21 protein-coding genes are annotated in these 22,315 nt (G+C 65.8%); 12 read left to right on the forward strand and 9 right to left on the reverse strand.

The features are described from left to right. Positions 1 to 5 precede the first annotated feature (5 nt). The 3 genes from EJC49_RS22270 (at position 6) to EJC49_RS22280 (ending at position 4,076) form a co-directional block, all read left to right on the forward strand. The gene (locus EJC49_RS22270; RefSeq protein WP_126702136.1) at positions 6 to 1,169 is read left to right on the forward strand and encodes an alpha-hydroxy acid oxidase; all 1,164 of its coding nucleotides are present in this window, start codon (positions 6 to 8) and stop codon (positions 1,167 to 1,169) included. Between the two features lie 263 nt (positions 1,170 to 1,432). Then, complete coding sequence (locus EJC49_RS22275) at positions 1,433 to 3,469, forward strand: ice-binding family protein (RefSeq protein WP_126702137.1); 2,037 nt, start codon at positions 1,433 to 1,435, stop codon at positions 3,467 to 3,469. A gap of 145 nt (positions 3,470 to 3,614) precedes the next feature. Next, positions 3,615 to 4,076: a L,D-transpeptidase gene (locus EJC49_RS22280; protein ID WP_126702138.1), complete on the forward strand. Its 462-nt coding sequence runs from the start codon at positions 3,615 to 3,617 to the stop codon at positions 4,074 to 4,076. Positions 4,077 to 4,088: 12 nt separating this feature from the next. Here the strand turns inward: EJC49_RS22280 and EJC49_RS22285 are convergent, their stop codons facing one another. The 7 genes from EJC49_RS22285 to EJC49_RS22315 all read right to left on the reverse strand — a co-directional run bounded on the left by EJC49_RS22285 (position 4,089) and on the right by EJC49_RS22315 (position 11,120). After that, positions 4,089 to 4,922, reverse strand: coding sequence for a FadR/GntR family transcriptional regulator (locus tag EJC49_RS22285; protein ID WP_126702139.1), 834 nt, complete (start codon positions 4,920 to 4,922; stop codon positions 4,089 to 4,091). A gap of 2 nt (positions 4,923 to 4,924) precedes the next feature. Next, positions 4,925 to 5,887 (reverse strand): galactofuranose ABC transporter, permease protein YjfF, encoded by a 963-nt coding sequence (yjfF, locus tag EJC49_RS22290; protein WP_170314841.1) that lies wholly within the window; start codon positions 5,885 to 5,887, stop codon positions 4,925 to 4,927. Next, on the reverse strand, positions 5,887 to 6,876 hold the full coding sequence (locus EJC49_RS22295) for an ABC transporter permease (RefSeq protein ID WP_210211844.1): 990 nt from the start codon (positions 6,874 to 6,876) through the stop codon (positions 5,887 to 5,889). The genes yjfF and EJC49_RS22295 overlap by 1 nt, the downstream gene beginning before the upstream one ends. A gap of 28 nt (positions 6,877 to 6,904) precedes the next feature. Further along, a complete protein-coding gene (locus EJC49_RS22300; protein ID WP_126702141.1) occupies positions 6,905 to 8,431 on the reverse strand; it encodes a sugar ABC transporter ATP-binding protein in 1,527 nt (508 codons plus the stop codon). A gap of 94 nt (positions 8,432 to 8,525) precedes the next feature. Next, positions 8,526 to 9,440, reverse strand: coding sequence for an ABC transporter substrate-binding protein (locus EJC49_RS22305; RefSeq protein ID WP_126702142.1), 915 nt, complete (start codon positions 9,438 to 9,440; stop codon positions 8,526 to 8,528). A gap of 325 nt (positions 9,441 to 9,765) precedes the next feature. Continuing rightward, positions 9,766 to 10,308 (reverse strand): VOC family protein, encoded by a 543-nt coding sequence (locus EJC49_RS22310; protein WP_126702143.1) that lies wholly within the window; start codon positions 10,306 to 10,308, stop codon positions 9,766 to 9,768. A gap of 23 nt (positions 10,309 to 10,331) precedes the next feature. Further along, positions 10,332 to 11,120: an SDR family NAD(P)-dependent oxidoreductase gene (locus EJC49_RS22315; RefSeq protein ID WP_170314839.1), complete on the reverse strand. Its 789-nt coding sequence runs from the start codon at positions 11,118 to 11,120 to the stop codon at positions 10,332 to 10,334. 228 nt (positions 11,121 to 11,348) lie between these two features. On the opposite strand from EJC49_RS22315, the gene EJC49_RS22320 reads away from it, so the two are divergent. Together EJC49_RS22320 and EJC49_RS22325 are read left to right on the forward strand one after the other, a co-directional pair. Beyond that, positions 11,349 to 12,125: an alpha/beta fold hydrolase gene (locus EJC49_RS22320; protein WP_126702144.1), complete on the forward strand. Its 777-nt coding sequence runs from the start codon at positions 11,349 to 11,351 to the stop codon at positions 12,123 to 12,125. After that, entirely contained in the window at positions 12,125 to 13,294 is a 1,170-nt protein-coding gene (locus EJC49_RS22325) for an LLM class flavin-dependent oxidoreductase (RefSeq protein ID WP_126702145.1), read from the forward strand. Before EJC49_RS22320 ends, EJC49_RS22325 begins: the two co-directional genes overlap by 1 nt. Before the next feature lie 31 nt (positions 13,295 to 13,325). On the opposite strand, the gene EJC49_RS22330 is transcribed toward EJC49_RS22325, so the two are convergent. Beyond that, on the reverse strand, positions 13,326 to 14,012 hold the full coding sequence (locus EJC49_RS22330; protein WP_126702146.1) for a GntR family transcriptional regulator: 687 nt from the start codon (positions 14,010 to 14,012) through the stop codon (positions 13,326 to 13,328). A 185-nt stretch (positions 14,013 to 14,197) separates the two neighbouring features. Here EJC49_RS22330 and EJC49_RS22335 point away from each other — a divergent pair, with 185 nt between their 5' ends. The 7 genes from EJC49_RS22335 to EJC49_RS22365 all read left to right on the forward strand — a co-directional run bounded on the left by EJC49_RS22335 (position 14,198) and on the right by EJC49_RS22365 (position 22,005). After that, entirely contained in the window at positions 14,198 to 15,052 is an 855-nt protein-coding gene (locus tag EJC49_RS22335; RefSeq protein WP_126702147.1) for an SDR family NAD(P)-dependent oxidoreductase, read from the forward strand. Between the two features lie 9 nt (positions 15,053 to 15,061). Next, positions 15,062 to 15,727, forward strand: a complete 666-nt coding sequence (locus EJC49_RS22340; protein WP_245453523.1) for an NADPH-dependent FMN reductase — start codon at positions 15,062 to 15,064, stop codon at positions 15,725 to 15,727. A 133-nt stretch (positions 15,728 to 15,860) separates the two neighbouring features. Further along, complete coding sequence (locus tag EJC49_RS22345; protein WP_126702148.1) at positions 15,861 to 16,823, forward strand: TAXI family TRAP transporter solute-binding subunit; 963 nt, start codon at positions 15,861 to 15,863, stop codon at positions 16,821 to 16,823. Positions 16,824 to 16,869: 46 nt separating this feature from the next. Next, a complete protein-coding gene (locus tag EJC49_RS22350; RefSeq protein ID WP_126702149.1) occupies positions 16,870 to 18,828 on the forward strand; it encodes a TRAP transporter permease in 1,959 nt (652 codons plus the stop codon). Between the two features lie 24 nt (positions 18,829 to 18,852). Then, positions 18,853 to 19,902 carry a gentisate 1,2-dioxygenase gene (gene gtdA / locus EJC49_RS22355; RefSeq protein ID WP_126702150.1) on the forward strand — a complete coding sequence of 350 codons (1,050 nt, stop codon included), beginning with the start codon at positions 18,853 to 18,855 and terminating at the stop codon, positions 19,900 to 19,902. A 35-nt stretch (positions 19,903 to 19,937) separates the two neighbouring features. Continuing rightward, positions 19,938 to 20,792 (forward strand): fumarylacetoacetate hydrolase family protein, encoded by an 855-nt coding sequence (locus EJC49_RS22360; protein WP_126702151.1) that lies wholly within the window; start codon positions 19,938 to 19,940, stop codon positions 20,790 to 20,792. A gap of 19 nt (positions 20,793 to 20,811) precedes the next feature. Further along, on the forward strand, positions 20,812 to 22,005 hold the full coding sequence (locus EJC49_RS22365; RefSeq protein WP_170314840.1) for an FAD-dependent monooxygenase: 1,194 nt from the start codon (positions 20,812 to 20,814) through the stop codon (positions 22,003 to 22,005). A gap of 66 nt (positions 22,006 to 22,071) precedes the next feature. Here the strand turns inward: EJC49_RS22365 and EJC49_RS25985 are convergent. Further along, on the reverse strand, positions 22,072 to 22,315 hold a 244-nt coding region (locus EJC49_RS25985), incomplete at its 5' end, for a hypothetical protein (protein WP_210211845.1).

Consider the following 22,315-nt stretch of genomic DNA (forward strand, 5'->3'; position numbering starts at 1 on the left):
CCGTCATGCCGGCCCTGCTCAACGCCGACGACTACCGGCTTCGGGCGCGCCGGATACTCCCGCGCGGCTTGTTCGAGTACATCGATCGCGGCACCGAGGACGAGAAGGCCCTGTTGCGCCAGCGCGCCAGCCTGGACGCGATCACGCTGACGCCGTCGGTGCTGACCGGTCACCGCGAACGGTCGCTTGCCACGCGGATCCTCGACCAGCACCAGGCGGCGCCGCTCGTCGTCGCGCCCACCGCGCTGGCCGGCATCGTCTCGCATGATGGCGAGACGAAACTCGCGCGCGCGGCGTCGCGGGTAGGCATCCCCTTCTGCGTCTCCACCCAGTCCGTGACCACCATCGAGACCATCCGAAAGGGCGCGCCGGACGCCCGGCTCTGGTTCCAGCTCTACGTGTGGCACGACCGGACGCTGACGGATGCTTTGCTCGACCGGGTCGCGGCGGCCGGCTGCGACTGCCTGGTCCTGACGGCCGACACGGCCGTCGCGCCCAACCGCGAATACAACCGGCGAAACGGTTTCTCCGTGCCTTACCAGCCGTCGCTGCGGTCGGCGGTCGACGGAATACTGCATCCGCGCTGGCTTCTTGGCGTCCTCGCCCGCACGTGGATGCGTGACGGCGTGCCGACCTATGGCCATTATCCCGACGCCTATCGCAGTTCGGTCACGCGACTGGCCATGGCGGATGCGGTCCGCCTGGACGGGTCGATCGACTGGAACGACGTTGCGCGCCTGCGCGAACGCTGGACCGGTCGACTGCTCGTCAAGGGCATCCTTTCTGTCGAGGATGCCCGGAAGGCTGCGGCCATCGGCGCCGACGGCATCGTCGTCTCGTCCCATGGCGGACGCAATCTCGACTGCCTGCCTTCGCCGGCCGACTGCCTGCCGGCGATCGCGAAGGCATGCGCGGGCCAGATCGCGGTGCTTGCCGACAGCGGCGTGCGCCGTGGCACCGATGTGCTGAAATATCTGGCGCTGGGCGCCGGTGCCGTCCAGGTCGGTCGCTTGCCGCTTTGGGGGCTCGCCACCGGAGGCGAAGCAGGCGCCGAAGCGATCCTGCGCCTCCTGCTTCAGGAGATGGACACGGCTATGGGTCTTCTCGGCGTTCGCGAGCCGCGGGAGTTGGAAGGGCGCGCGGCGCCGCCCGCGGCATCGCACCGCTGAACCGGATCCGTCGCCGCCGGCAAAGAGGCGTGGCGGTTTCGATATCTTGACGGCGCGGCCTTCCTTGCCGTCCCGATCCGGGGCGGCGCAGACACAACCGGCCGGTATTCCTTTCCCATTCGTTATCCATGTCTGCACCAAGAAGTCGATTCCGGCGCATTGCGTACTCTCGAGTTGCAAACCCGGAAAAGACCATGCAATGCTCTAATCATTGATGATTCTAAATTGACCGCCGCTCATGATTCGGTGGAAGGAAAACAATAATGTATTTCATGAAAAAATGCCGGACTGGAGAGAATAAATACAACAATAATATTGAAAAAAATCATGCGGCCGGCTTTTCGCCACGCGACGTGCGTGGGAATATTTTTGCTCAGTACAATATGAATTTGTTGTCGACGGTGGCCGTCGCGCTCGTGCCGATCGCCATGCTGGCGGCTCCGGAAGCGCGGGCTCAGGAGCTGCCGAGTTTCGCCGTCATCGCGGGATCGACCATCACGAACACGGGGCCGACCACCATTACCGGCAACATCGGCCTCAGCCCCGGCCTCTCGATCACGGGCGCGAACGACATAACGCTCACCGGCCAGACCTTCATTGCCGACGATGTCGCCGTACGCATGCAGGCCGACCTGACGACGCTCTACAACTTCCTCGCGTCACGCCCCGCCACCAGCGACCTGACAGGCCAGGACTTGGGCGGGCTGACCCTGACGCCGGGTGTCTACAGCTTCAGCAGTTCGGCGGGGCTCACTGGGAACGTGCCCTTGACGCTGGACGGCGGCGGCAATCCCAATGCCGTGTTCATCTTCAACATCGAATCGACGCTCATCACCGGTAGCGCGACGTCGATCGTGCTCCAGAACGGTGCCCAGGGCGGCAACGTTTTCTTTCGCGTCGGCTCGTCGGCGACGCTCGGCACCACCACCGATTTCCAGGGGCAGATCGTGGCATATGAAAGCATCACGCTGAACTCTGCCGCCACCATCGACTGCGGAGCCGCGTTTGCACGCGTCAGTGCCGTGACGCTGAACAACAACACGATCGGAATATGCACCATTGATTCCCTCGCCTTCGAGGATGTGTTCGGCGACGACGATACGCCCCTGACCGACAATGCCGCGTCGGTTGCCCGGGCGCTGGACGATTACGTCACGGGAGGTGGGGTGTTGCCGTCCGGCTTCGCGATCCTGGCCTTGACGCTGACCCCGGATGAACTGGCGGCGGCCCTCTCCCAACTCTCCGGGGAAGCGGCCACCGGTGTGGCGCCGACCGGTATGCAGTCGATGGATTCCTTTCTCAATCTGGCGCTCAGCGGCGGCAGGGGACGAACGACGCCGGGTTCAGCGGCCTCGCCCTCGGATCGGGGACCGGCCGAGCCAGGCACGGTAAGCACATTGGGATATGGTCCGATCGGGTCCGCCGCGAAGGACGGTCCGTTCGCCTCCCGCCACGAGGGACTTCCTCCGCGCAACTGGAGCGCATGGGGCGGCGCCTATGGCAGCCGCGGCGAGATCGATGGCGATGCCTCGATCGGGAGCCATGACCGGACGTCGACGGATTACGGCGTTGCCTTTGGCGTCGACTACCAGCTCGATCCATCGAGCAGGGTCGGTTTCGCGCTGGGCGCCGGTGGTGCAAGTTTCGACCTCGGCGACGATGTCGGCAGCGGTAGCAGCGACACCTACCACGTGGCGGTACATGGCCGCTCCGATCTCGATGCCGCCTATGTCCTGGGAGCCATCGCCTACGGTTACAACGACGCCTCCACCGAGCGCACCGTCACCATCGCCGGCACGGACCGCTTCGCTGCCAGCTTTGGCGCACACAACGTCGCAGGGCATCTGGAGGGCGGATACCGGATCGGCTGGATCACGCCCTACGCGGCGGTGCGAGGCCAGGTCTTCATGACCCCGTCCTACAGCGAGCGGACCATAGAAGGCGTGTCGACCTTCGCGCTCGACTACGAGAAGCGCACGGCTACGGCGCTGCGCACCGAACTCGGCGTCGGGGCGGAATGGTCGGTCCCCTTCGACGGCGGGTCGCTCGACCTGCGCATGCGCGCGGCCTGGGCTCATGACCATGGCGACGACAACGACGTCGACGCCGCGTTCCAGGCCATCGCCGGCTCCGGCTTCACCGTCAGCGGCGCCACGCCCGACAGGGATTCGATCCTGCTGTCGGCCGGCGCGGGCTTCGGTTTTGACAGCGGCATGTTCGTCTCCGGCTCCGCCGACGGCAAGCTCGCGATGGACGCGCAGATCTATTCTGGAAACGTCAAGCTCGGCTACGCCTGGTAGATCTCCAAATACTTGAATAGATTGCATCTTCAACATATTCGTAAGGGCATTCTATAGGCTGAGCCTTACAAGCTGATCGATGAAGAATGTTTATCGGTCAGCTTTTGCCTTGTGTCTCGGCTGCCTCTTGGGGCTCACGCCCTGGATGGTCACAGGCACAGTCGCGTCAACCTCGAAACTCGTTCGTTTCGAAAGCGCGGCCGCACCGGGAACGATCGTGGTGCGCACCGGCGAACGCCGGCTCTATCTCGTCCTCGGGGACGGTCGGGCACTGCGTTACGTCGTCGGGGTCGGGCGTGCCGAGACGCAATGGTCCGGTTCCTCACGCATCGCAGGAAAATTCATCCGCCCACACTGGGCTCCTCCGGCGGAGATCCGTCGCGACAATCCGCGCCTGCCCGCCGTGATCGCCAGCGGCTCGCCGTCCAATCCCATGGGCGCTGCCGCCCTGACCTTGTCGGGCGGTTCCTACGCCATCCACGGCACCAACAAGCCGGCCTCGATCGGCGGATTCGTGTCCTATGGCTGCATCCGGATGCATGATGCCGACATCCTCGATCTCTACGACCGCGTCAGCGTCGGTACCCGTGTCGTGGTCACGCGTTGAACGCTTCGACCTCTACGCGCTGAGCCCTTCGACGCCCGCCGGTTCCACCGCATAGCGGTCGCCGATGGCCTCGCGCACGTCCTGCAGCGAATCGTCGAGCAGCCGCTCCATGCGCGCGCGTGCGAGCCCGGGATCACGGCGCGCGATCGCGTCGACCACGTCGCCATGCTGTGCCAGCCGCTCCGCGCGGATGCCGCCGGCGCCGCGCCAGCTGATGGAAAAGGTGCTGACCATCGCTGCGTGGATCAGTGCGCTGAAAGCACCGATGAAGGGATTTCGCGTCGCCGACAGAATGGCGATGTGGAAACGCAGGTCGGCGTCGATGAGTTCGACCTCGCTGCCTGCGCAGGCCTGCATGTCGCGAAACGCCGCCTCGATCCGGCCCAGCGCCTCGGCATCGTGCACTTCGGCTGCGAGCGCCGAGGCCGGCGGCTCGACCATGCGGCGCAGTATGTAGAGGTCGTTGGCGATCGCGCCGGCCGGCAGGGTCTCGAGATGCCAGGTCAGCACCTCGGGGTCGAGCATGTTCCACAGCGATTGCGGACGGATGCTGGTTCCGACCTTGGGCCGTGCGACGATGAGGCCCTTGGCGGTCAGCTTCGAATAGGCCTCCCGCAGGGCGGTGCGCGACACCGCATAGCGCTGGCGCATCGCCGCTTCGTCCGGCAGCCGCGTCTCCGGCGGATAGACCCCGCCAACGATGTCGCGCCCGATCAGGTCGACGATTTGCGCCCGTCCCGCACCGGCATCGGACATGCCACTGGTGTTTTCGTTGCGCATGGCGCCGCCGGCCGAGAACCCGCCGATGCCGAGCGTGCCGGATGCGGTGAGGGTCTGTCTGCGCATGCTCAGGAACTGCCGCGCAGGTCGAAAGAGCCGACGAGGAAGCGATGCAGCACGATGAAGCCGAACAGGAGCATGCCGCTCGAGATCATGATCCAGGCGCTGTTGAGCGAACCATGGAAGATGATGAGTGTGGAAATCAGGCCCAGGATCATCCCTCCGAAAACGGTGCCGGCCACCAGCCCGACGCCGCCGGTGAGCAGGGTGCCGCCGAGAACGACCGCGGCGATCGCCGAGAGCTCCGTCGTCGACCCCGCCAGCGGATAACCGGAGGAGGTGTACAGCGCGTATATGACCCCGGCAAGCGCGCTGTAGAAGCCGCCCAGGCCATAGATCATCACCGTGGTGCGACGGATCGGCACGCCCATCAGGCGGGCCGATTCCTTGTCGCCCCCGATGGCGTAGATGTTGGTGCCGAACCGGGTGAAGTGGGCGATGAAGATCGCCACCGCGAGACTGAGCAGCATCACGATCGCCGAGGAGGTCAGGAACCCGCGTCCCGGCAGGGGAATGCGCGTGGTAGCGAAGGTCTGGACGAATTCGTGCCGGATCGGCACCGAATCCAGCGAGACCATGAAGCAGGCACCGCGCAGCAGGAACAGACCTGCCAGCGTGACGATGAAGGGCTGGATCTCGCAGAAGTCGATCAGATAGCCCTGCATGGCCCCGAAGAGGATGCCGAAGCACAGGAGCAGCGCGGCGCTGGCCAGCGGATGCCAGCCGGCCTGGTCGAGCACGGCCATGCAGACGCCGACGAAGCCGATCATCGAGCCGATCGACAGGTCGATGCCGCCCGACAGGATGACGAAGGTCGCGCCGATGGCGGCGATGATGACGAAGGCATTGTCGGCCAGGATGTGGCCGAGCACCAGCGTCGACAGGAAGTTCCGATACATCATGCCGCCGACCAGGAACAGCGCCACGAAGACGGTGACGGTGGCAGCGAGGGGCAGGTACTTGGCGTTGATCATCGTGCTCTTCCCCGGAAGGGACTGGTGATCGCCCGGCGGGCATTGTCGGATTGCAGAAGGAGGACGAAGAGAACCACGACCGCCTTCACCACGAGATTGTATTCGGGCGGCAGGCCGGAGATCAGGATCGAGGTCGTCAGCGCCTGGATCACCAGCGCACCGATGACGGTCATACCGAGATGGATGCGGCCGCCCGCCAGCGACCCGCCGCCAATCACCACCGCCAGGATGGCATCGAGTTCGATGTACATGGCGACGCTGACGGGGTCGGACGTGTGGGTGTCGGCAGTCATGATGACGCCTGCCCAGCCGGCGCAGAGCGCACACAGCACATAGGCGACGAAGGTGATCAGCCGCGCATTGACCCCGGCCAGGTTGGCGGCGGCGGCATTGCCCCCCACAGATTCGATGAACAGGCCGAGCGCGGTGCGGCGGATGATCAGCCAAAGCGCCAGGAAGATCGCGGCGGCGAGGAACAGCCGCGTCGGGATCGACATCAGGTGGCCAGTCGAAAGGCCTTGTAGAAGCGCGCTCTCGAAGCTCGGGTTGGTTCCGCCATAGAGCAGGTTGATCAGCAGCCCGATGCCGCGGCCCGACACCATCAGGATCAGCGTCGCAATGATCGGCTGGATGCCGAGGCCCGCCACCAGGAACCCGTTCCAGATGCCGCACAGCGTCGCCGCGCCCAGCGCCATCATCAGCACCACCAGATGGGGGTCGCCCATCTGGATACGCCAGGCGATCACCGCGCCGGTGATCGCGATGGTGGAGCCGACCGACAGGTCGATGCCTTTCGTGCCGATGACGACGGCCATGCCGAGCGCCACCAGCGCGGTCGGCGTCGCGCGGTAGACAATGTCGATGAGGTTGCCGAACAACCGGCCCTCGACGATGCGGATGTTGTAGAAACCGGGCGAGACGATCCCCGACACGATCAGGATGGCCGCCAGCGCCAGCAGCGGCCAGACTGCGCGGTGCAGCTTCATCCGCGGTCGCATCGCCACGGGTCGCGGTTCAGTCTGCTCTGCCATCATCCCCCGCAATCATCCGCACGATGTTGTCGCGCGTGATCTGTTCTCCCGATATCTCGCCGATCTTGGCCCTGTCGCGCAGCACGGCGACGCGATCGGTGGCGGCGACGAGCTCGTCGAGCTCCGAAGACGCGACGAGCAGCGCCAGGCCGTCCTTGCACAGCTTGCGGATCAGCTTGATGATCTCCGCGTGCGCGCCGACGTCGATGCCGCGCGTCGGCTCGTCGAGCAGCAGCACCGAAGGATTGGAGGCCAGCGCGCGGGCAAGCACGACCTTCTGCTGGTTGCCGCCCGACAGCTGGCCGACCGGCTTCTCGGCGTCCGGCGTGGCGATGCCGAGTGCGGCGATCATCTCGCGCGCCAGTTCGTCCTGCCGGCGTCGCGGGATGCGCTTCAGCCAGCCCTGCTTGGACTGGATCGACAGCATGATGTTCTCGCGCACGCTGAGTTCGGCGACCAGGCCCTCCGCCTTTCTGTCCTCTGGACAGAAGGCGATCCCGGCGCGCAGCGACTGGCGCGGCGCGGCGTTGCGTGTCGGCGTGCCCATGACGGTCAGTTCCCCGGCGTCGGCGCTGATGGCGCCAAACAGCATCTTCGCCGTTTCGGTTCGCCCGGAGCCGAGCAGGCCGGCCAGTCCGACCACCTCACCCTGTCGCAGGATCAGGTCGAACGGCTCCAGCACGCGCTTGCGGCCGAGGCCACGTGCCGACAGCCGTACGGGACCGGCGGCCATCGCGTCCTTCTCCGAGAAGGCTCGCTCGACCTCGCCCAGTTCGCGGCCGATCATCATCGACACCAGGTCGGGCCGCGAAACGTCCGAGGCCGCTGCCGTGCCGACCAGCCGGCCGTTGCGAAGCACGGTGATGCGGTCGCCGACTTCATAGACCTGTTCGAGGAAGTGGGTGATGAACACGACCGCGATGCCGCGCGCCTTGAGTTCGCGCATGATCGAAAACAGCGCGGTCGTCTCCTTGGCGTCCAGGCTGGCCGTCGGCTCGTCGAGCACGAGCACCCGGGTGTTGTCTTCGAGTGCCCGCGCGATTGCGACCAGTTGCTGCACGGCGACGGAGAACGAGCCGAGCGGCCGTTCGATGTCGATGTCCACGCCAAGCCTGGCGAGTTTGGCCCGCGCCTGCTCGCGCGCCTTGCGCCAGGAAATCATCCCGAAGCGGCCGGCGGCGCGTTCGAGAGCCATGTTCTTGGTGACCGACATGGTCGGGATGAGGTTGACTTCCTGGAAGACCGTGCTGATGCCCGCGGCCTGCGCCTCGCCGGTCGAGCCCGGGTCGATCGGCTGGCCGTCCAGCCACATCTCGCCGGAATCCCGCCGCACCGCACCGGTCAGAATCTTGATCAGGGTCGACTTGCCCGCGCCGTTTTCGCCGAGCAGGGCGTGTACCTCGCCTGGCCTGAGCGCGAGGTCGACGCCGTCGAGGGCGAGCACACCGGGAAAGGCCTTGCGGATCGCCCGCATTGCAATGCGGGGGACCGCCGCTGGCTCGGCAGGCATGATGAACTCCATCTGGGTCGGGCAATGATGGGCCGCGCGCGACCGCACCCTGGGGCGAGTGCGGCCGCGGCGTCCCCTTGCCTGCTGCGCCGGCTTAGTTGGCGGTATGCAGATCCGAGGGGATCACGATCCACTTGTCGAGCTCCGTCGGGCTCTTCAGGTAGTCGAGGATGATCGGATAGATGAAGCCGCCCACGGCCGAACGGAGTTCGACCGACGCATTGGCTTCGCCGGCCGCCAGCGCGTCCTTGATCGCCGGCACATAGTCGACCGAGACCATCTGGACGTCGGTTCCCGGCTTCAGGCCGGCTTCCTTCATCGCCTGGATGGCGCCCAGCTGCATGTTGTCGTTGTGCGCGAAGGAGGCGCAGATGCCGTCGAGGTTGTTGGTCGACTTGATGAAGGCTTCCATCACCTTCTTGCCGCCTTCGGTGGTGAAGTCCCCGCTCTGGGTCGCGACGATTTCCATCGCGGGGAACTGGGAGATCACCGCCTCGAAGCCCTTCTTGCGCTCGATGGCCGGCGCGGACCCGGTCGTGCCCTGAAGTTCCACGATCTTGCAGGTCCCCTTGCTCTCCGTGGCGAGCCAGGCGCCGGCGAGCTTGCCTTCGAGGTTGAAGTCGGCCGAGATGCGGGTCACGTAGAGCGTCTTGTCCTCGACGTCGACGTCGCGGTCGACGAGGAAGACCGGAATCTCGGCTTCCTTGGCTTCACGCAGAACCTGGTCCCAGCCGGTCACGACAACGGGCGCGACGATGATGGCGTCGACCCCCTGGGCAATGAAGGCGCGGACTGCGCGCAACTGCTCTTCCTGCTTGCCCTGCGCGTTGGCGAATTTCAGGTCGATCCCGAATTCCTTCGCAGATTCCTGCATGTTGGCCGAGAAGGCGGGGCGCCAGTCGCCTTCGGATCCGACCTGCGAGAAGCCGATCGTCTGGGCGCTGGCCATGGTGGCGGCGATGGTCGCGGCAAAAGCCACCGCGCCACCGAAGATGGTCTTCGGATGCATTGAATTCCTCCCTGGTTGCCTCACCGCCCTTGACTCCTCCAAGCTGGGCGGCAGGTGCAATAGTCATATAATACTACTTTTGACTTGGCAATCTTCAGGCGAGGCAGAATCGATGCGCAACCCGCAGCCCAGTGGGACACGACCGGGCGGGGCGGATCAGGCGGCGGGAAACGCCGCGCGGTCGCGACCCCGGGATTACCCGCTGGCCGCGACGTGCGCTTCGTGCCTTGTGTTGAAAACAATGAACGCGGGCGGTCTGCCCGCCAGCCCCTCCGGGCTGGCGGAGGGGCCACCTTCGAAAGCCTGATGCGGCCTTCGGGCGGCTCTAGACGCGAAGCCGCACGGGGTGGCTGCCGTCCCAGCCACGCGCGGCGGCGCGAAAGCCGTCGAACATCGCCTGCGTGGCCGGCAGGAACTCGATCGCCTCGATCATCGCCGGCAGCTTGCCATGCGTGTCGAAATAGCCGACGCGCGCCCCGTTCGCGACTTCGGCCTCGTAGACCAGCGTGAAGCCGAGGTTCCGGTAGTGTTCGAGGGCGGCGTCGTAGTCCGTCGCCGCGACGCCGAAATGATGCAGCCCGTGGCCCTTGCGCTCGGCCACCTCGCGGTAGACGGACGGGGTGTCGTCCAGTTGCTGGATGATCTCGAACTGCATGTCGCCGGCATAGCCCATGGCGATGGCGAGCGCGGTCGACGACGGTTGCCCGCGATAGACCTGACGCGGAAACACGCCGCGTTCGCGCAGGAACCACGGGCCGACGCCCAGCGTGGCCGTCATCTCCTTCATCGTCGCGTGGATGTCGTCGGTCGTGAACGCCGTCTGGATCAGCCGTCCGGCGAATGGCGTCGCCATGTGGGTGTCGGTCATTGTCTCGTCCTCCCGCTATGGCCCTATCTCGCCATGATCCCGCCGTCGACCGGGATCGTTATCCCGGTCATGAAGCTCGACGCCTGCGAGCAAAGCAGGATCGCCAGCCCCTTGATCTCGTCGGGAGAGGCAATGCGACCGAGCGGGACCATCGACGCGAACTCCGCCTCGATTTCCGGCTGCCGGATGCGCCCACCCGCGATGTTGGTGCGGAAGGGGCCCGGCGCGATACCGTTCACCATCACGTCGTAGGGTGCCAGTTCCATTGCCGCTTGGCGGACCAGGTTCACCACGGCCGCCTTTGTGGCGGTGTAGGCATAGCCGCACATGACTTCCGACTTCAGCCCCGCGACCGATGCCACCGCCACGATGCGGCCGGAACGCTGACGCTTCATGTGAGCGGCCGCCGACTGGATGGTGACGAAGACGCCCGTCAGGTTGATCGACAGAACCTGGTCCCATTGCTCGTCGCGCACCGCGTTGATCTGGCCGGCCTCGGTGCGATAGCCGGGTCCCGCCGTCACGCCCGCATTGGCGATCACCGCGTCCAGGCGCCCGTGGCGCGCCGCGATGGCGTCGATCCCCGCGCGGATCGCCGCGCGATCCGAAACGTCGAGCACGGCGGATTCCGCCCGCCCGCCCGCGGCGCGGATGTCTTCGCGGGCCCTGTCGAGCCCCGCCTCGTCGATGTCCAGGAGTACGACCGTGGCGCCCGCCGTCGAAAGCGCCTCGGCCATGGCGAGCCCAAGCCCGCTGGCCGCGCCGGTCACGGCCGCCACACGGCCCTCAAGCGCGAACATCTCCAGTGCCATCGGAACCCTCTTTCTCATTTGGTATGCAATATGGCGTCCAACGCCCTTCGATGTCCACTCGTAGGCTGATCAAAATAAGATAGCAATATCAATAAAATGATGCAGCGCAGCATAGTTGGCTTTCGTCTTTTGACGATTCCGCCTTGACCTGGATCACATGATAAGGTGTACAATTTGTCACATCAGACCAGTCGACACAAGAAGACGCGAAGGGAGGCAACGACCGCCATGCCGCATGAGGAAACATTCGAAACGGTGGCCGGATGCCGCATCCGGGTGATGCGGGGAGGCAAGGGTGAACCGCTGCTGTTCCTGCATGGTGCATCCGGCGCCAGCGGCTGGCTGCCCTTCATGGACATGCTGGCGCAACGCTACGACGTGATCGTGCCCGAGCATCCCGGCTTCGGCGCTTCCGATACGCCCGAATGGCTCGATACGGTCGGCGACCTCGCATACTTCTATCTCGACGTGATCGACCATTTCGGTCTCGACCGTGTGCACCTGGTCGGCACCTCGATCGGCGGCTGGATCGCGGCCGAGCTCGCCACCCGCTCCTGCGAAAAGATCAAATCGCTGACCCTCGTCGCCCCGGCGGGCATCACCGTGCCGGGTGTTCGCAAGGGCGACATGTTCATGTGGTCGCCGGAGGAACTGGCGCAGAACCTGTTCCACAACCAGGAAATCGCCAAGGCGATGCCGCAGCCGGCCAACGAGGACGAGCTTCTCGTGGTGCTGAAAAACCGGCTGATGACGGCCAAGCTCGGCTGGAGCCCGCGCTTCCACAATCCGCATCTCAGGAAGTGGCTGCATCGCATCGCGGTCCCGACGCTCATCATCTGGGGCGACGACGACAAGCTGATCCCGACCGCTTACGGCACGGCCTATCGCGATCTGATCCCGGCCTCCTCGCTCGAGATCATCCCCGAATGCGGACATCTACCGCATGTCGAGAAAGCCCAGGAATTCACCTCGAAGGTCGTCAACTTCATCCAGGGAGCTGCGTGATGAAATTCTACATGATGCATCTGATGCCCTATGCGGATCTGGATCTGGACTACGACCAGAAATACAACTCTGCCTGGATCACGCTGCCCAACAGCTATTACGACCCCAAGAAGGGCGCCAAGCTCTACAACCGCTATCTCGACGAACTCGAATATGCCGACCAGCTCGGCTTCGATGGCGTCTGCGTCAACGAGCATCACCAGAACGCCTATGGCCTGATGCCGCAGCCCGGCGTGATGGCCGGTGCGCTCGCCCGCCGCACCAAGAAGGTCAAGATCGCCATTCTCGGCCGCGCCTTGCCGCTGCTCAACAACCCGGTCACGGTCGCGGAGGAATTCGCGATGGTCGACAACATCACCGAGGGCCGCTTCATTGCCGGCTTCGTGCGCGGCATCGGCGCCGAGTATCACGCCTGGAGTTCCAACCCGGCCGACAGCCATGATCGGTTCCACGAGGCGCACGACCTGATCATCCGCGCCTGGACCGAGACCGGTCCCTTCGCCTTCGAGGGCAAGCACTACCAGTTCGAGTACGTCAATCTTTGGCCGCGCCCCTACCAGACGCCGCGCCCGCCGATCTGGATCCCCTCGCAGGGTTCGTCGGAAACCATCGAGTGGGCCTCGCATCCCGATCGTCGCTATACCTACCTGCAGACCTTCACGCCGGTGGCGATGCTGGCCCGGTACATGCAGATGTACAAGGACATGGCGGCCGAGCACGGCTACGAGGCCAGCGAGGACCAGCTCGGCTGGTCGGTGCCGGTCTACGTCGCCGAAACCGACGAGATCGCCCGCCGCGAGGCCAAGCCGCACATCGAGAACTTCCTCAACAAGTTCCTGCGGATGCCCAAGGAAATGCTGCTGCCGCCAGGTTACCTGTCGCTGAAGTCCATGCTCGGCGTCATGAAGGCGAAGTCGGCCATCGGCGGCCAGCAGACCATCGACGACGTCATCGACAAGGGCATGTTCATCTGCGGCAGCCCCGAGACGGTGCGCCAGCGGCTGGAGCAGTACCAGAGCGAGATCGGCTTTGGGCACCTGCTCACGCTGTTGCAGTTCGGCACGCTGCCGGCCGAGCTCACCCGCAAGAACATGGAACTCTACGCCACTTCGGTGATGCCCTGGTTGCGCGAGCGTCGTGCGGCGAAGACGCAGGTCGCTGCCGAGTAATCGCCTGACCCCGCCCCGGGATGGCGTCGCGTCACTCCGGGTCGGGCGCCGGGTCGTTGAGGATCGAGAACAGATGAGCACTCATCGCAGCTTCAGCCCAGTCGGGATTGCGCGCTTTCAGCGCCGCGATGATCTCGCGGTGCTGGCGGTGGGTGCGTCGGGTCCGCTCGTCGACCGGCTCGATGTAGTGGTTGAAGATCGATGCAGGCAACTCCAGCGAGGAGGCGAGGATCTTCTCCAGCCTCGGGCTGTCAGCGGCGCGGGCGATGATGGCGTGGAACTCGTTGTTCAATTCGTCGAAGCGCGACAGATGGCGGTGCCAGCCGAGTTCGGCGAATACCGCCTCCATCTCGTCCTCCACCGCCTCCAGCCGTGCGATGTCGTCCGCCGAGATGCGCCGGCAGGCGCGCCGCGCGCCATGGCCCTCGAGCTTGCCGCGCAGGCGGAACACCTCGGCCACGTCGGCCATGGAAAAGCTCGCGACCTGGCCCCGGCGATAGCGCTCGAGAACGACGAGCCCTTCGCTGGCGAGCCTGGACAGAGCCTCGCGCACCGGCGTGCGGCTGACCCCGATGCGCTCGGCCAGCCGCGATTCCTGCAGCGTCTCGCCGGACGCCAGGTCGCCGCTGATGATGGCGGTGCGAATGAAGCGATATGCGGTCTCGACGGCGCCGCTGGCTTCGCCGTCACGGGCTGGGGCGTTGTCCTGGTTCGTCATGCGGCGCCGGCTCCGATCCGTCGAGAGGGTGGGAAGGTTGTTTGGCATGCGACGAGCGGCCCCTGCAAGTCTGGAGCCTTGTATACGAACTTGCACGGAAATCGGATCGTTGACCGGAAGAACAGCAGGACGGCGATCGACTGGTATGCAAAAATGACGCCGTCGGAGGCCGGGAGGATAAACGCATGAAAATCGAAGCAGGAATGGCCGCCTACGTCACAGGCGGCGGCTCGGGGATCGGCCGCGGCATGGCCATGAGCTTCGCGCGCCGCGGCGTGCGCGTCGGTGTCTGCGACATCAGCGAGGCGGATGCGGCCGAGACCGTGCGCCTGATCGAGGCCGAGGGGGGCGCCGCGCGGGCGATCCGCGTCGACGTTTCGGACCGTGTTTCGGTGGAAGACGCCGTTTCCGCCGTCGAGACGGCGTTCGGCCCGATCGCCATCGCCTGCAACAATGCCGGCATCGCCATGCATGGCGTGCCGCTGCACGAGATCAGCGCCGCCGACTGGGACTGGGTGATCGGCGTCAACATTCACGGCGTCATCAACGGCATCCAGGCGATCGTCCCGCGGATGCTGGCCGCCGGACGTCCCGCCCATATCGTCAACACCGCGTCGATCGGCGGCTTCCAGGTCAATCCGAATTTCCTCACCGGTGCCTATTCGATGACGAAATACGCCGTCGTGGCGCTTTCCGAAGGCCTGCGCAACGAACTGGAGGGCAGGAATATCGGTATCTCGATCCTGGCGCCGGCGGCGGTCGACACGAAGATCCACCTTTCCGAGCGATCGAGGCCGGAACGGCTCGGCGGGGCCACGGTCAGGCCGCAGAATCATTTCATGGGCGATCTGATCAAGGGCCAGATGCAGCCCGCCGAGATCGGCGAGCGGGTCGCCAACGCCATCGAGGCGGACGAGTTTTACATCTTCACGCACCCGGAAACGAAGCAGTGGCTCGACCGACGCCACGCGGCCATCGACGCGGCCTTCGAAAGCGCGGAGCGCTTCGGCTCCGCTGCAACGGCCGCCGCGGCCGAATAGGAGAACGGCATGCTCGACAAGATTACCACACCGCCCATGCAGGGTTACGGCACGACCGACGCCGGCGGCTTTCGCCCCCACATCGTCGGCATCGGCGGGACGACGCGCATCGGGTCGTCCTCGGAGACGGCGTTGCGTTACACCATGGGCCTGATGGCGGAACTGGGCGCCACCACCGAGCTGATCGTCGGCCCGCTGCTCGACCTGCCGATGTATGATCCATCCGACGACCACCGCAGCCCGTCGGCACGGCGGCTGGTGCAGTCGCTTAGGCGCGCCGACGGCATCATCATCGCCACGCCCGCCTATCACGGCGGGATGTCGGGCGTGATCAAGAATGCGCTCGACTATGTCGAGGACATGCGCGCCGATCACCGCCCCTACTTCGATGGCCGCGCCGTCGGCATCGTCGTCAGCGCCTATGGCGCGCAGGCGCTGGGAACGACGCTGGTCGGCGTCCGCTCCATCGTCCACGCGCTGCGTGGCTGGCCGACGCCCTTCGCTGCGGCGCTGAACGCTCAGAACCGTCCGTTCGAGAACGGCTTGCCGGCCAACGAGGAGGTGGCGGGCCAGCTCGAGACCGTGGCTCGCCAGGTGCACGGCTTTGCTCTCGCGCACAACGCTGCCCTCGAAACGCCCATCGCCACGCGCCTGAAGGCCGCTGTCGGCACCTGATCGATAGCCGGCGCCGGGTCGCGCCGGACAAGAGCATTGCCGTGTGGCGGGCCAACGGGAGGAAAAATCCGTGCATCCCGCCGGACGGAGCTGAGCAACCCCCGCAGGAGCGGGACAACGGGAGGAAACGTTCATGAGACATCTGCTTCAACACGCAGCCGTGATGGCTGCGGGCCTCTTCCTGACCGGCGCCGTCGCGGCGCAGACGGTCAGCATCTCGACGCTGCCGCCGGGCTCGATCAACAACGTGCAGACCCAGGCCATCGCCAAGGTCGTGCAGGAACAGACCGGCCTGCAGATGCGCGTCATCACTTTCAATTCGCCGGCCGCTTCCATGGGCGCGGTGCAGGCCGGCCAGGCCGCCTTCACCTTCATGTCCAACGACGAGGTGGGCATCGCGGTGCGCGGCAAGGACGAGCATGAAGGCAAGCCGCTCGACAAGCTTCAGCTCGCCGCGACCGTCTTCCCGTTCAAGGTGGGCGTGCTGGTGCGCAAGGATTCCGGTATCGACACCGTGGCCGACCTGAAAGGCAAGCGCTTCCCGATCGGCTGGCAGGGCTTCCCGCAGGGTATCGCGCTGTCGAGCGCCATCCTCGCCACCGCCGGCCTGACGCTCGACGATACCGACGGCGTGCCGACCGCCAACCTCCTGCGCGCCGCCGACGATTTCAAGTCCGGCCGTCTCGACGCCACGGTCTTTGCCGTCGGCGCGCCGAAGATGGCTGAAGTGGATGCCGCTGTCGGCATCAAGTTCATCAGCCTCGACAATAGCGAAGAGGCCAAGGCCGCCATGGCTGGCGTGCGACCCGAATACACCATTGCCTCGCAGGTGCCGCTGCCGCATCTCAACGGCGTCATCGGTGAAACGAACCTGATGCAGTACGCCATGACGGTTGCCGCCAGTGCGGATGCGGACGAGGAGACGGTCTACCAGGTCGTCAAGGCGTTGCATGAGAACAAGGACGCGCTGGTTGCCGCCCATCCCTCCTTCAACGCGATGACCCCGGCCGACCTGGCCGTGCAGCAGCAGGACGTGCCCTATCACGCTGGCGCGATCCGCTACTACAAGGAAGTCGGCATCTGGCCGGCCGAGTAGGCGCTAAAAGCCGCTCGCGAAACGCCAGATAACCGGGACCACGCGCATGACGATGCAGGCCGAACACGATCTCGAGCCGCCCGCGAGCAGGGCGCTGGAGATGGCGACCACCGTGCTGGGGGCGGCCATCGCCCTTGGCGGGATCGCCTGGGGGGCCGATCTCTACCGTCTGGCCGGTTTCAACTTCCTCGCCGAGCAGTTCCTTGCGGTCGTGCTCGGCCTCGCCATGGCGATGGTCTATCTCATGCGGCCGTTCCGCCGCTCGGAAGCGCCGCGCGTGGCGGTTCCCTGGTATGACTGGCTGCTGGCCGCGACCTCCATCGCGGTCGGCCTCTACATGGGCTGGTCCTATCCGCGCATGCTGGGCGAGTTCTTCAATTCGCCCTGGGATGTGGCCATCGTCGCCTGGCTTCTCTTCCTGCTCGTTGTGGAAGGCTTGCGGCGCGCTTCCGGCTGGTCGTTGGTGGTCGTCGTGCTCGCCTTTTTTCTCTATGCGCTCGTCGGCCACCACGTCGGCGGGGCGCTGCAGACGCGTGAGGTCGAGGCGACCGGCATGGTCATCTATCTCGGCCTCGACACCAGCGGCCTGTTCGGGCTGGTGCTTCTGATCGGCGTCACGGTCGTCATCCCCTTCGTGTTCTTCGGCCAGCTGTTGTCGTCTTCCGGCGGGGCCAATTTCTTCAACGACGTGTCGCTCGGCCTGATGGGCCGCTTCCGTGGCGGCGCGGCCAAGATCTCGATCATGGCCTCCTCGCTGTTCGGCTCGATCAATGGTATCGTCGTCTCCAATATCCTCGCCACCGGCGTCATCACCATCCCGATGATGAAGCGGTCGGGCTTCAAGCCGGAGCACGCCGCCGCGATCGAGGCCAGCGCCTCGAACGGCGGCCAGTTGATGCCGCCAGTGATGGGCGCGGTTGCCTTCCTGATGGCTGACTTCCTCCAGATCAGCTACGCCGAGGTCGCCATCGCCGCGCTCGTGCCGTCGCTGCTCTATTATTTCGCGCTGTTCATCCAGGCCGATCTCGAAGCCGCCAAGGGCAAGATCCTGCGCGTGCCGGCCAAGGACATCCCCAATCTGCTGAAGGTCGTGGCCAAGGGCTGGCTCTTCCTCCTGCCCTTCGTCGTGCTCGTCTATGCGTTGTTCTGGCAGAACCGCGAGCCGGAAAACGCGGCCATCTATGCTTGCATCGCGGTTGCGGCGATCGGCTTCGCCCTCGGCTACGGCGCCCAGCGCCTGACCTTGCGCGAAGTCTGGGCCTGCATCGTGCGCACTGGCATGTCGTCGGCCGACATCATCATGATCGCCGCGGCGGCCGGCTACATCATGGGCATCCTCCAGATCACCGGCCTTGGCTTCGCGCTGACGCTTTTCCTCGTCGAACTCGGCTCCGGCAACGTCTTCCTGCTCCTGCTCATCTCGGGAGTGCTGTGCATCGTGCTCGGCATGGGCATGCCCACGCTCGGCGTCTACGTGCTTTTGGCCGTGCTCATCGTGCCGGCGTTGGTCGAGGTCGGCGTCTCGCCGATCGCCGCGCACATGTTCATCCTCTATCTCGGCATGATGTCCTTCGTGACGCCGCCGGTGGCGATCGCGGCGTTCTTCGCTGCAAACCTCGCCAAGGCGGATCCGATGCGCACCGGGTGGGCGGCGATGCGGTTTTCTTGGACCGCGTACATCATCCCCTTCCTCTTCGTCTTCTCGCCGAGCCTGCTGTTGCAGGAAGGCTCCTGGGTGGAAATCCTGTTCACCATCGGCACCGCCATCATCGGCGTCTGGTTCGTCTCGGCGGGCATGATCGGCTATGGCCTGCGCCGCATCGGCGTCGTCCTGCGCCTTGCCTCGCTTGCGGGCGGCGCGCTGCTTCTGGTGCCGCTCGGCATGGCGTCCTGGGCGCCCGCCGCCAACATCGCCGGCGCAGCCCTCGTCGTCGCCGTCTTCGCCATCGAGTTCATCGGCCGTCGCAAGGACGACGCATCGGTCAGGGAAATCGCGGCCGAATAGGCCGCTCGTATTGGGAGAAGCACCATGAGCACCGCCGCCGCAAGCTCCACCGAAGCCGAGCGCAAGGCCTTCTACGACAGGCTCGCGCCGCAGAACCTTGCGCCGTTGTGGGAGGTCCTGCGCGGACTCCTGCCCAACGAACCGAAATCGAAGGCTGCGCCGCATCGCTGGCGCTATGCCGACGTGCGACCGCTCTTGATGGAATCGGGCGACCTGCTGACCGCGAAGGAGGCCGAGCGCCGCGTCCTCGTCCTGGAAAACCCCGCCATGCCCGGCCAGTCGCGCGCCACCGCGACGATGTATGCCGGCCTGCAGCTCATCATGCCGGGCGAAACCGCGCCCGCGCATCGCCACACCCCCTCGGCGCTGCGCTTCATGCTCGAGGGCGAGGGCGCCTTCACGGCGGTTGGCGGGGAGCGTACGCCAATGCGCCGCGGCGATTTCATCATCACGCCGTCCTGGGCCTATCACGACCACGGCAACGAGGGCTCCGATCCCTGCGCCTGGCTCGACGGGCTCGACCTGCCGCTGGTCGCCTTCTTCGAGGCGGGCTTCAACGAACACTACAATGACGACCGCCAGTCGATCGTGCGGCCGGAGGGCGATTCACTCGCCCGCTTCGGCTCGGGCATGCTGCCGCTCGCACCCGTCAGCCGCTACGGGCTGACGACGCCGATCTTCAACTATCCCTATGAGCGCACCCGCGAAGCCCTGGTGGCGGCGTCGAAGGGCGAGGCGCCCGACGCCCACGAGGCGGTGACGATGCGCTACGCCAACCCGCTCGACGGAGGCTGGGCCATGCCCACCATGGCTGCCTGGATGACTTATCTGCCGAAGGGCTTCCAGACCAGGCCGATGCGCTCGACCGACGGCATCGTCATGGCGCTGGCCGAAGGTGCGCTGACCGCTTCGGTCGGCGACAAGAGCTTCGACCTGTCGGTCTCGGACGTGGCGGTCGCGCCCGGCTGGACCTGGCGCAGCTACACGGCGACCGAGGATTCCTTCCTGTTCTGCTTCTCCGACCGCGTCGCCCAGGAAAAGCTCGGCCTGTGGCGCGAGGAACGCGGGCGCTAAAAGAAACGACCGATCGACTGCAAGGATATAAACACATGCGCTTCTGCCGCTACGACGACGACCGCCTCGGCATCGTCCGTGGAAACCTCGTCCATGACGTCACGCCGGTGCTCGACCATCTCCCGCCGTTGAAGTGGCCCGTGCCGCGTGGCGACCACTTTTTCAACCATCTCGACGCCCTGCGTCCCCGGATGGAAGAGCTTGCCGGCACGGTCCCGGGCGTGCCCGTCTCGTCGGTTCGTCTGCTCTCACCGGTCGCCAACCCCGGCAAGATCGTCGCTGCGCCGGTCAACTACCAGCTCCATCTCGACGAATCGCGCGCGGACACGCAGATCAATTTCGGCACCCAGGTGAAGACCATCGCCGACTACGGCGTGTTCCTGAAGGCGCCGAGCTCCATGATCGGCGCCGGCGACGCGGTGGTTGCGGACTGGGCCGACCGGCGCATCGACCACGAGATCGAGCTGGCGCTGGTCATTGGCCGACAGGGCTTCCGCATCGACGAGGCCGACGCGCTGTCGCATGTCGCCGGCTACATGATCGGGCTCGACATGACCATCCGCGGCACCGAGGACCGCTCCTTCCGCAAGTCGCTCGACACTTTCACCGTGTTCGGCCCGCATCTGGTCACTGCCGACGAGATCGGCGATCCGGGCAATCTCGACTTCGAGATCAAGGTCAACGGCCAGTCGCGGCAGAAGTCCAACACCTCGCTGCTGATCTGGAACGTCCAGAAACTGATCGCCTATGCCAGCAAGGCCTACACGCTTTATCCGGGCGACGTCATCATGACCGGCACGCCGGAGGGCGTCGCGCCTGTCGCTTCCGGTGACATCATGCATGCCTGGATCGACCGGATCGGCGAGATGTCGGTCGCGGTCACCGGCTAGGACGGAACCCGAGGACAGCATGGTGGGGGCAAGGCGCATCCTGATCGCGGGCGGCGGCATTGGCGGGCTCACCGCCGCCGCCACGCTGCTCCAGGCCGGCTTCGAGGTCGCCGTCTTCGAGCAGGCACCCGTGCTTTCCGAAGTCGGCGCCGGCATCCAGGTCAGCGCCAATGCCGGCCGGGTCTACCGCTCGCTCGGCCTGATGGAGGCGGTCGAGGCGGCCGGCGTGATGCCCGACGCCTATCATTTCCGCATCTTCGACAGCGGCGAGATTCTCCAGACCATCCCGCTCGGCGCGGGCTATCGCGAGCGCCACGGCGTCCCCTACGTGACCATCCATCGGGCCGACCTGCACCGCCTGCTGGTCGGCAAGGTCAGCAGCCTCGACCCCGGCGCCGTGCGCACCGGACGGACGGTGACCTCCTTCGCCGAGGACGAGGACGGCGTCACGGTGACGCTCGCCGACGGCACGACCGAGCGCGGCGCGGTGCTGATCGGCGCCGACGGCATCAAGTCTGTCGTGCGGCGTGGCGTCGTCGGGTCGACCGAGGCAGCCTATACGGGCGATGCCGTCTGGCGGGTCATGGTGCCGATGGACCGGCTGCCGCCCGATCACCGCTGGCATTCCACCGACATCTGGGCCGGCCCCGGCCGCCACGCTGTCACCTATGCCCTTCGCGGCGGAACCGTGATGAACCTCGTCGGATGCGTCGAGTACGCCCAGTGGGAAGACGAATCCTGGACCACGCCTCGTCCCTGGGCCGAGATGCGCGCCGATTTCGACGGCTGGCACCCGATAATCACCGGGATCATCGACGCGGCCGACCGCGACCAGTGCTTCCGCTGGGCCTTGCGCGACCGCGAGCCCATCCGCGACTGGAGCACGGCGCGGGTGACGCTTCTCGGCGACGCCGCCCATCCGACCCTGCCCTACATGGCGCAAGGCGCCGCGATGGCGGTGGAGGACGCGGCCGTCCTCGCCCGCGCGCTGCTCAGGACGTCGGACGTCGCCGCCGCGATCGCCCTCTATCAGGCCAACCGCGTCGACCGCACCGCCCGCATCGTCAACGAATCGCGCGCCAACCGCGCCCTGTTCCACCTGCCCGACGTGGCCGCCCTGCGCGCCGCCTTCGCGAAGCGCGACATGAACGCGGAACGATCCGCCTGGCTGTTCTCCTACGATCCGACGACGGTCGAGCTGGTCGCCGCGTAGTTCAGGTCGTTCTTCCCGCTTCGCGCATTGCCCTGTATATCGTAAGTATAATGTCTGAATCCGCGATCATTTCCGAGAATTCATTGCCATTCCCTCCGATTCTTCTGATTCCCTGAGAATTTTCGCCGTCTCGATAATTTTACGCTTGGCGCGAATAATCTCTGGCACTCCTATCTTCCGAGTGCCAATGTCCGTATAGGGATGGTGTGGTCGCCCTATGCGCCGGCCCCAGAAAGAAATTTCATGACATTCCGTCCACTCCACGACCGCGTCGTCATCCGGCGCGCCGAGGGCGAACTGGTCTCCAAGG

It is taken from the genome of Aquibium carbonis (genome assembly GCF_003970795.1).
GTDB classification, from domain to species: Bacteria; Pseudomonadota; Alphaproteobacteria; order Rhizobiales; family Rhizobiaceae; genus Aquibium; species Aquibium carbonis.

Excerpts from the sequence above, each read along its gene's own strand:
- EJC49_RS22350 (WP_126702149.1), top strand. The coding sequence starts at position 16,870 with ATGACGATGCAGGCCGAACACGATCTCGAGCCGCCCGCGAGCAGGGCG.
- EJC49_RS22365 (WP_170314840.1), top strand. The coding sequence starts at position 20,812 with ATGGTGGGGGCAAGGCGCATCCTGATCGCGGGCGGCGGCATTGGCGGG.
- EJC49_RS22330 (WP_126702146.1), bottom strand. The coding sequence starts at position 14,012 with ATGACGAACCAGGACAACGCCCCAGCCCGTGACGGCGAAGCCAGCGGC.
- EJC49_RS22280 (WP_126702138.1), top strand. The coding sequence starts at position 3,615 with ATGGTCACAGGCACAGTCGCGTCAACCTCGAAACTCGTTCGTTTCGAA.
- EJC49_RS22340 (WP_245453523.1), top strand. The coding sequence starts at position 15,062 with ATGCTCGACAAGATTACCACACCGCCCATGCAGGGTTACGGCACGACC.
- EJC49_RS22270 (WP_126702136.1), top strand. The coding sequence starts at position 6 with ATGCCGGCCCTGCTCAACGCCGACGACTACCGGCTTCGGGCGCGCCGG.
- EJC49_RS22285 (WP_126702139.1), bottom strand. The coding sequence starts at position 4,922 with ATGCGCAGACAGACCCTCACCGCATCCGGCACGCTCGGCATCGGCGGG.
- EJC49_RS22305 (WP_126702142.1), bottom strand. The coding sequence starts at position 9,440 with ATGCATCCGAAGACCATCTTCGGTGGCGCGGTGGCTTTTGCCGCGACC.
- EJC49_RS22275 (WP_126702137.1), top strand. The coding sequence starts at position 1,433 with ATGTATTTCATGAAAAAATGCCGGACTGGAGAGAATAAATACAACAAT.
- EJC49_RS22325 (WP_126702145.1), top strand. The coding sequence starts at position 12,125 with ATGAAATTCTACATGATGCATCTGATGCCCTATGCGGATCTGGATCTG.
- EJC49_RS22360 (WP_126702151.1), top strand. The coding sequence starts at position 19,938 with ATGCGCTTCTGCCGCTACGACGACGACCGCCTCGGCATCGTCCGTGGA.
- EJC49_RS22320 (WP_126702144.1), top strand. The coding sequence starts at position 11,349 with ATGCCGCATGAGGAAACATTCGAAACGGTGGCCGGATGCCGCATCCGG.
- EJC49_RS22295 (WP_210211844.1), bottom strand. The coding sequence starts at position 6,876 with ATGAAGCTGCACCGCGCAGTCTGGCCGCTGCTGGCGCTGGCGGCCATC.
- EJC49_RS22310 (WP_126702143.1), bottom strand. The coding sequence starts at position 10,308 with ATGACCGACACCCACATGGCGACGCCATTCGCCGGACGGCTGATCCAG.
- EJC49_RS22300 (WP_126702141.1), bottom strand. The coding sequence starts at position 8,431 with ATGCCTGCCGAGCCAGCGGCGGTCCCCCGCATTGCAATGCGGGCGATC.
- EJC49_RS22315 (WP_170314839.1), bottom strand. The coding sequence starts at position 11,120 with ATGGCACTGGAGATGTTCGCGCTTGAGGGCCGTGTGGCGGCCGTGACC.
- gtdA (WP_126702150.1), top strand. The coding sequence starts at position 18,853 with ATGAGCACCGCCGCCGCAAGCTCCACCGAAGCCGAGCGCAAGGCCTTC.
- EJC49_RS22335 (WP_126702147.1), top strand. The coding sequence starts at position 14,198 with ATGAAAATCGAAGCAGGAATGGCCGCCTACGTCACAGGCGGCGGCTCG.
- EJC49_RS22345 (WP_126702148.1), top strand. The coding sequence starts at position 15,861 with ATGAGACATCTGCTTCAACACGCAGCCGTGATGGCTGCGGGCCTCTTC.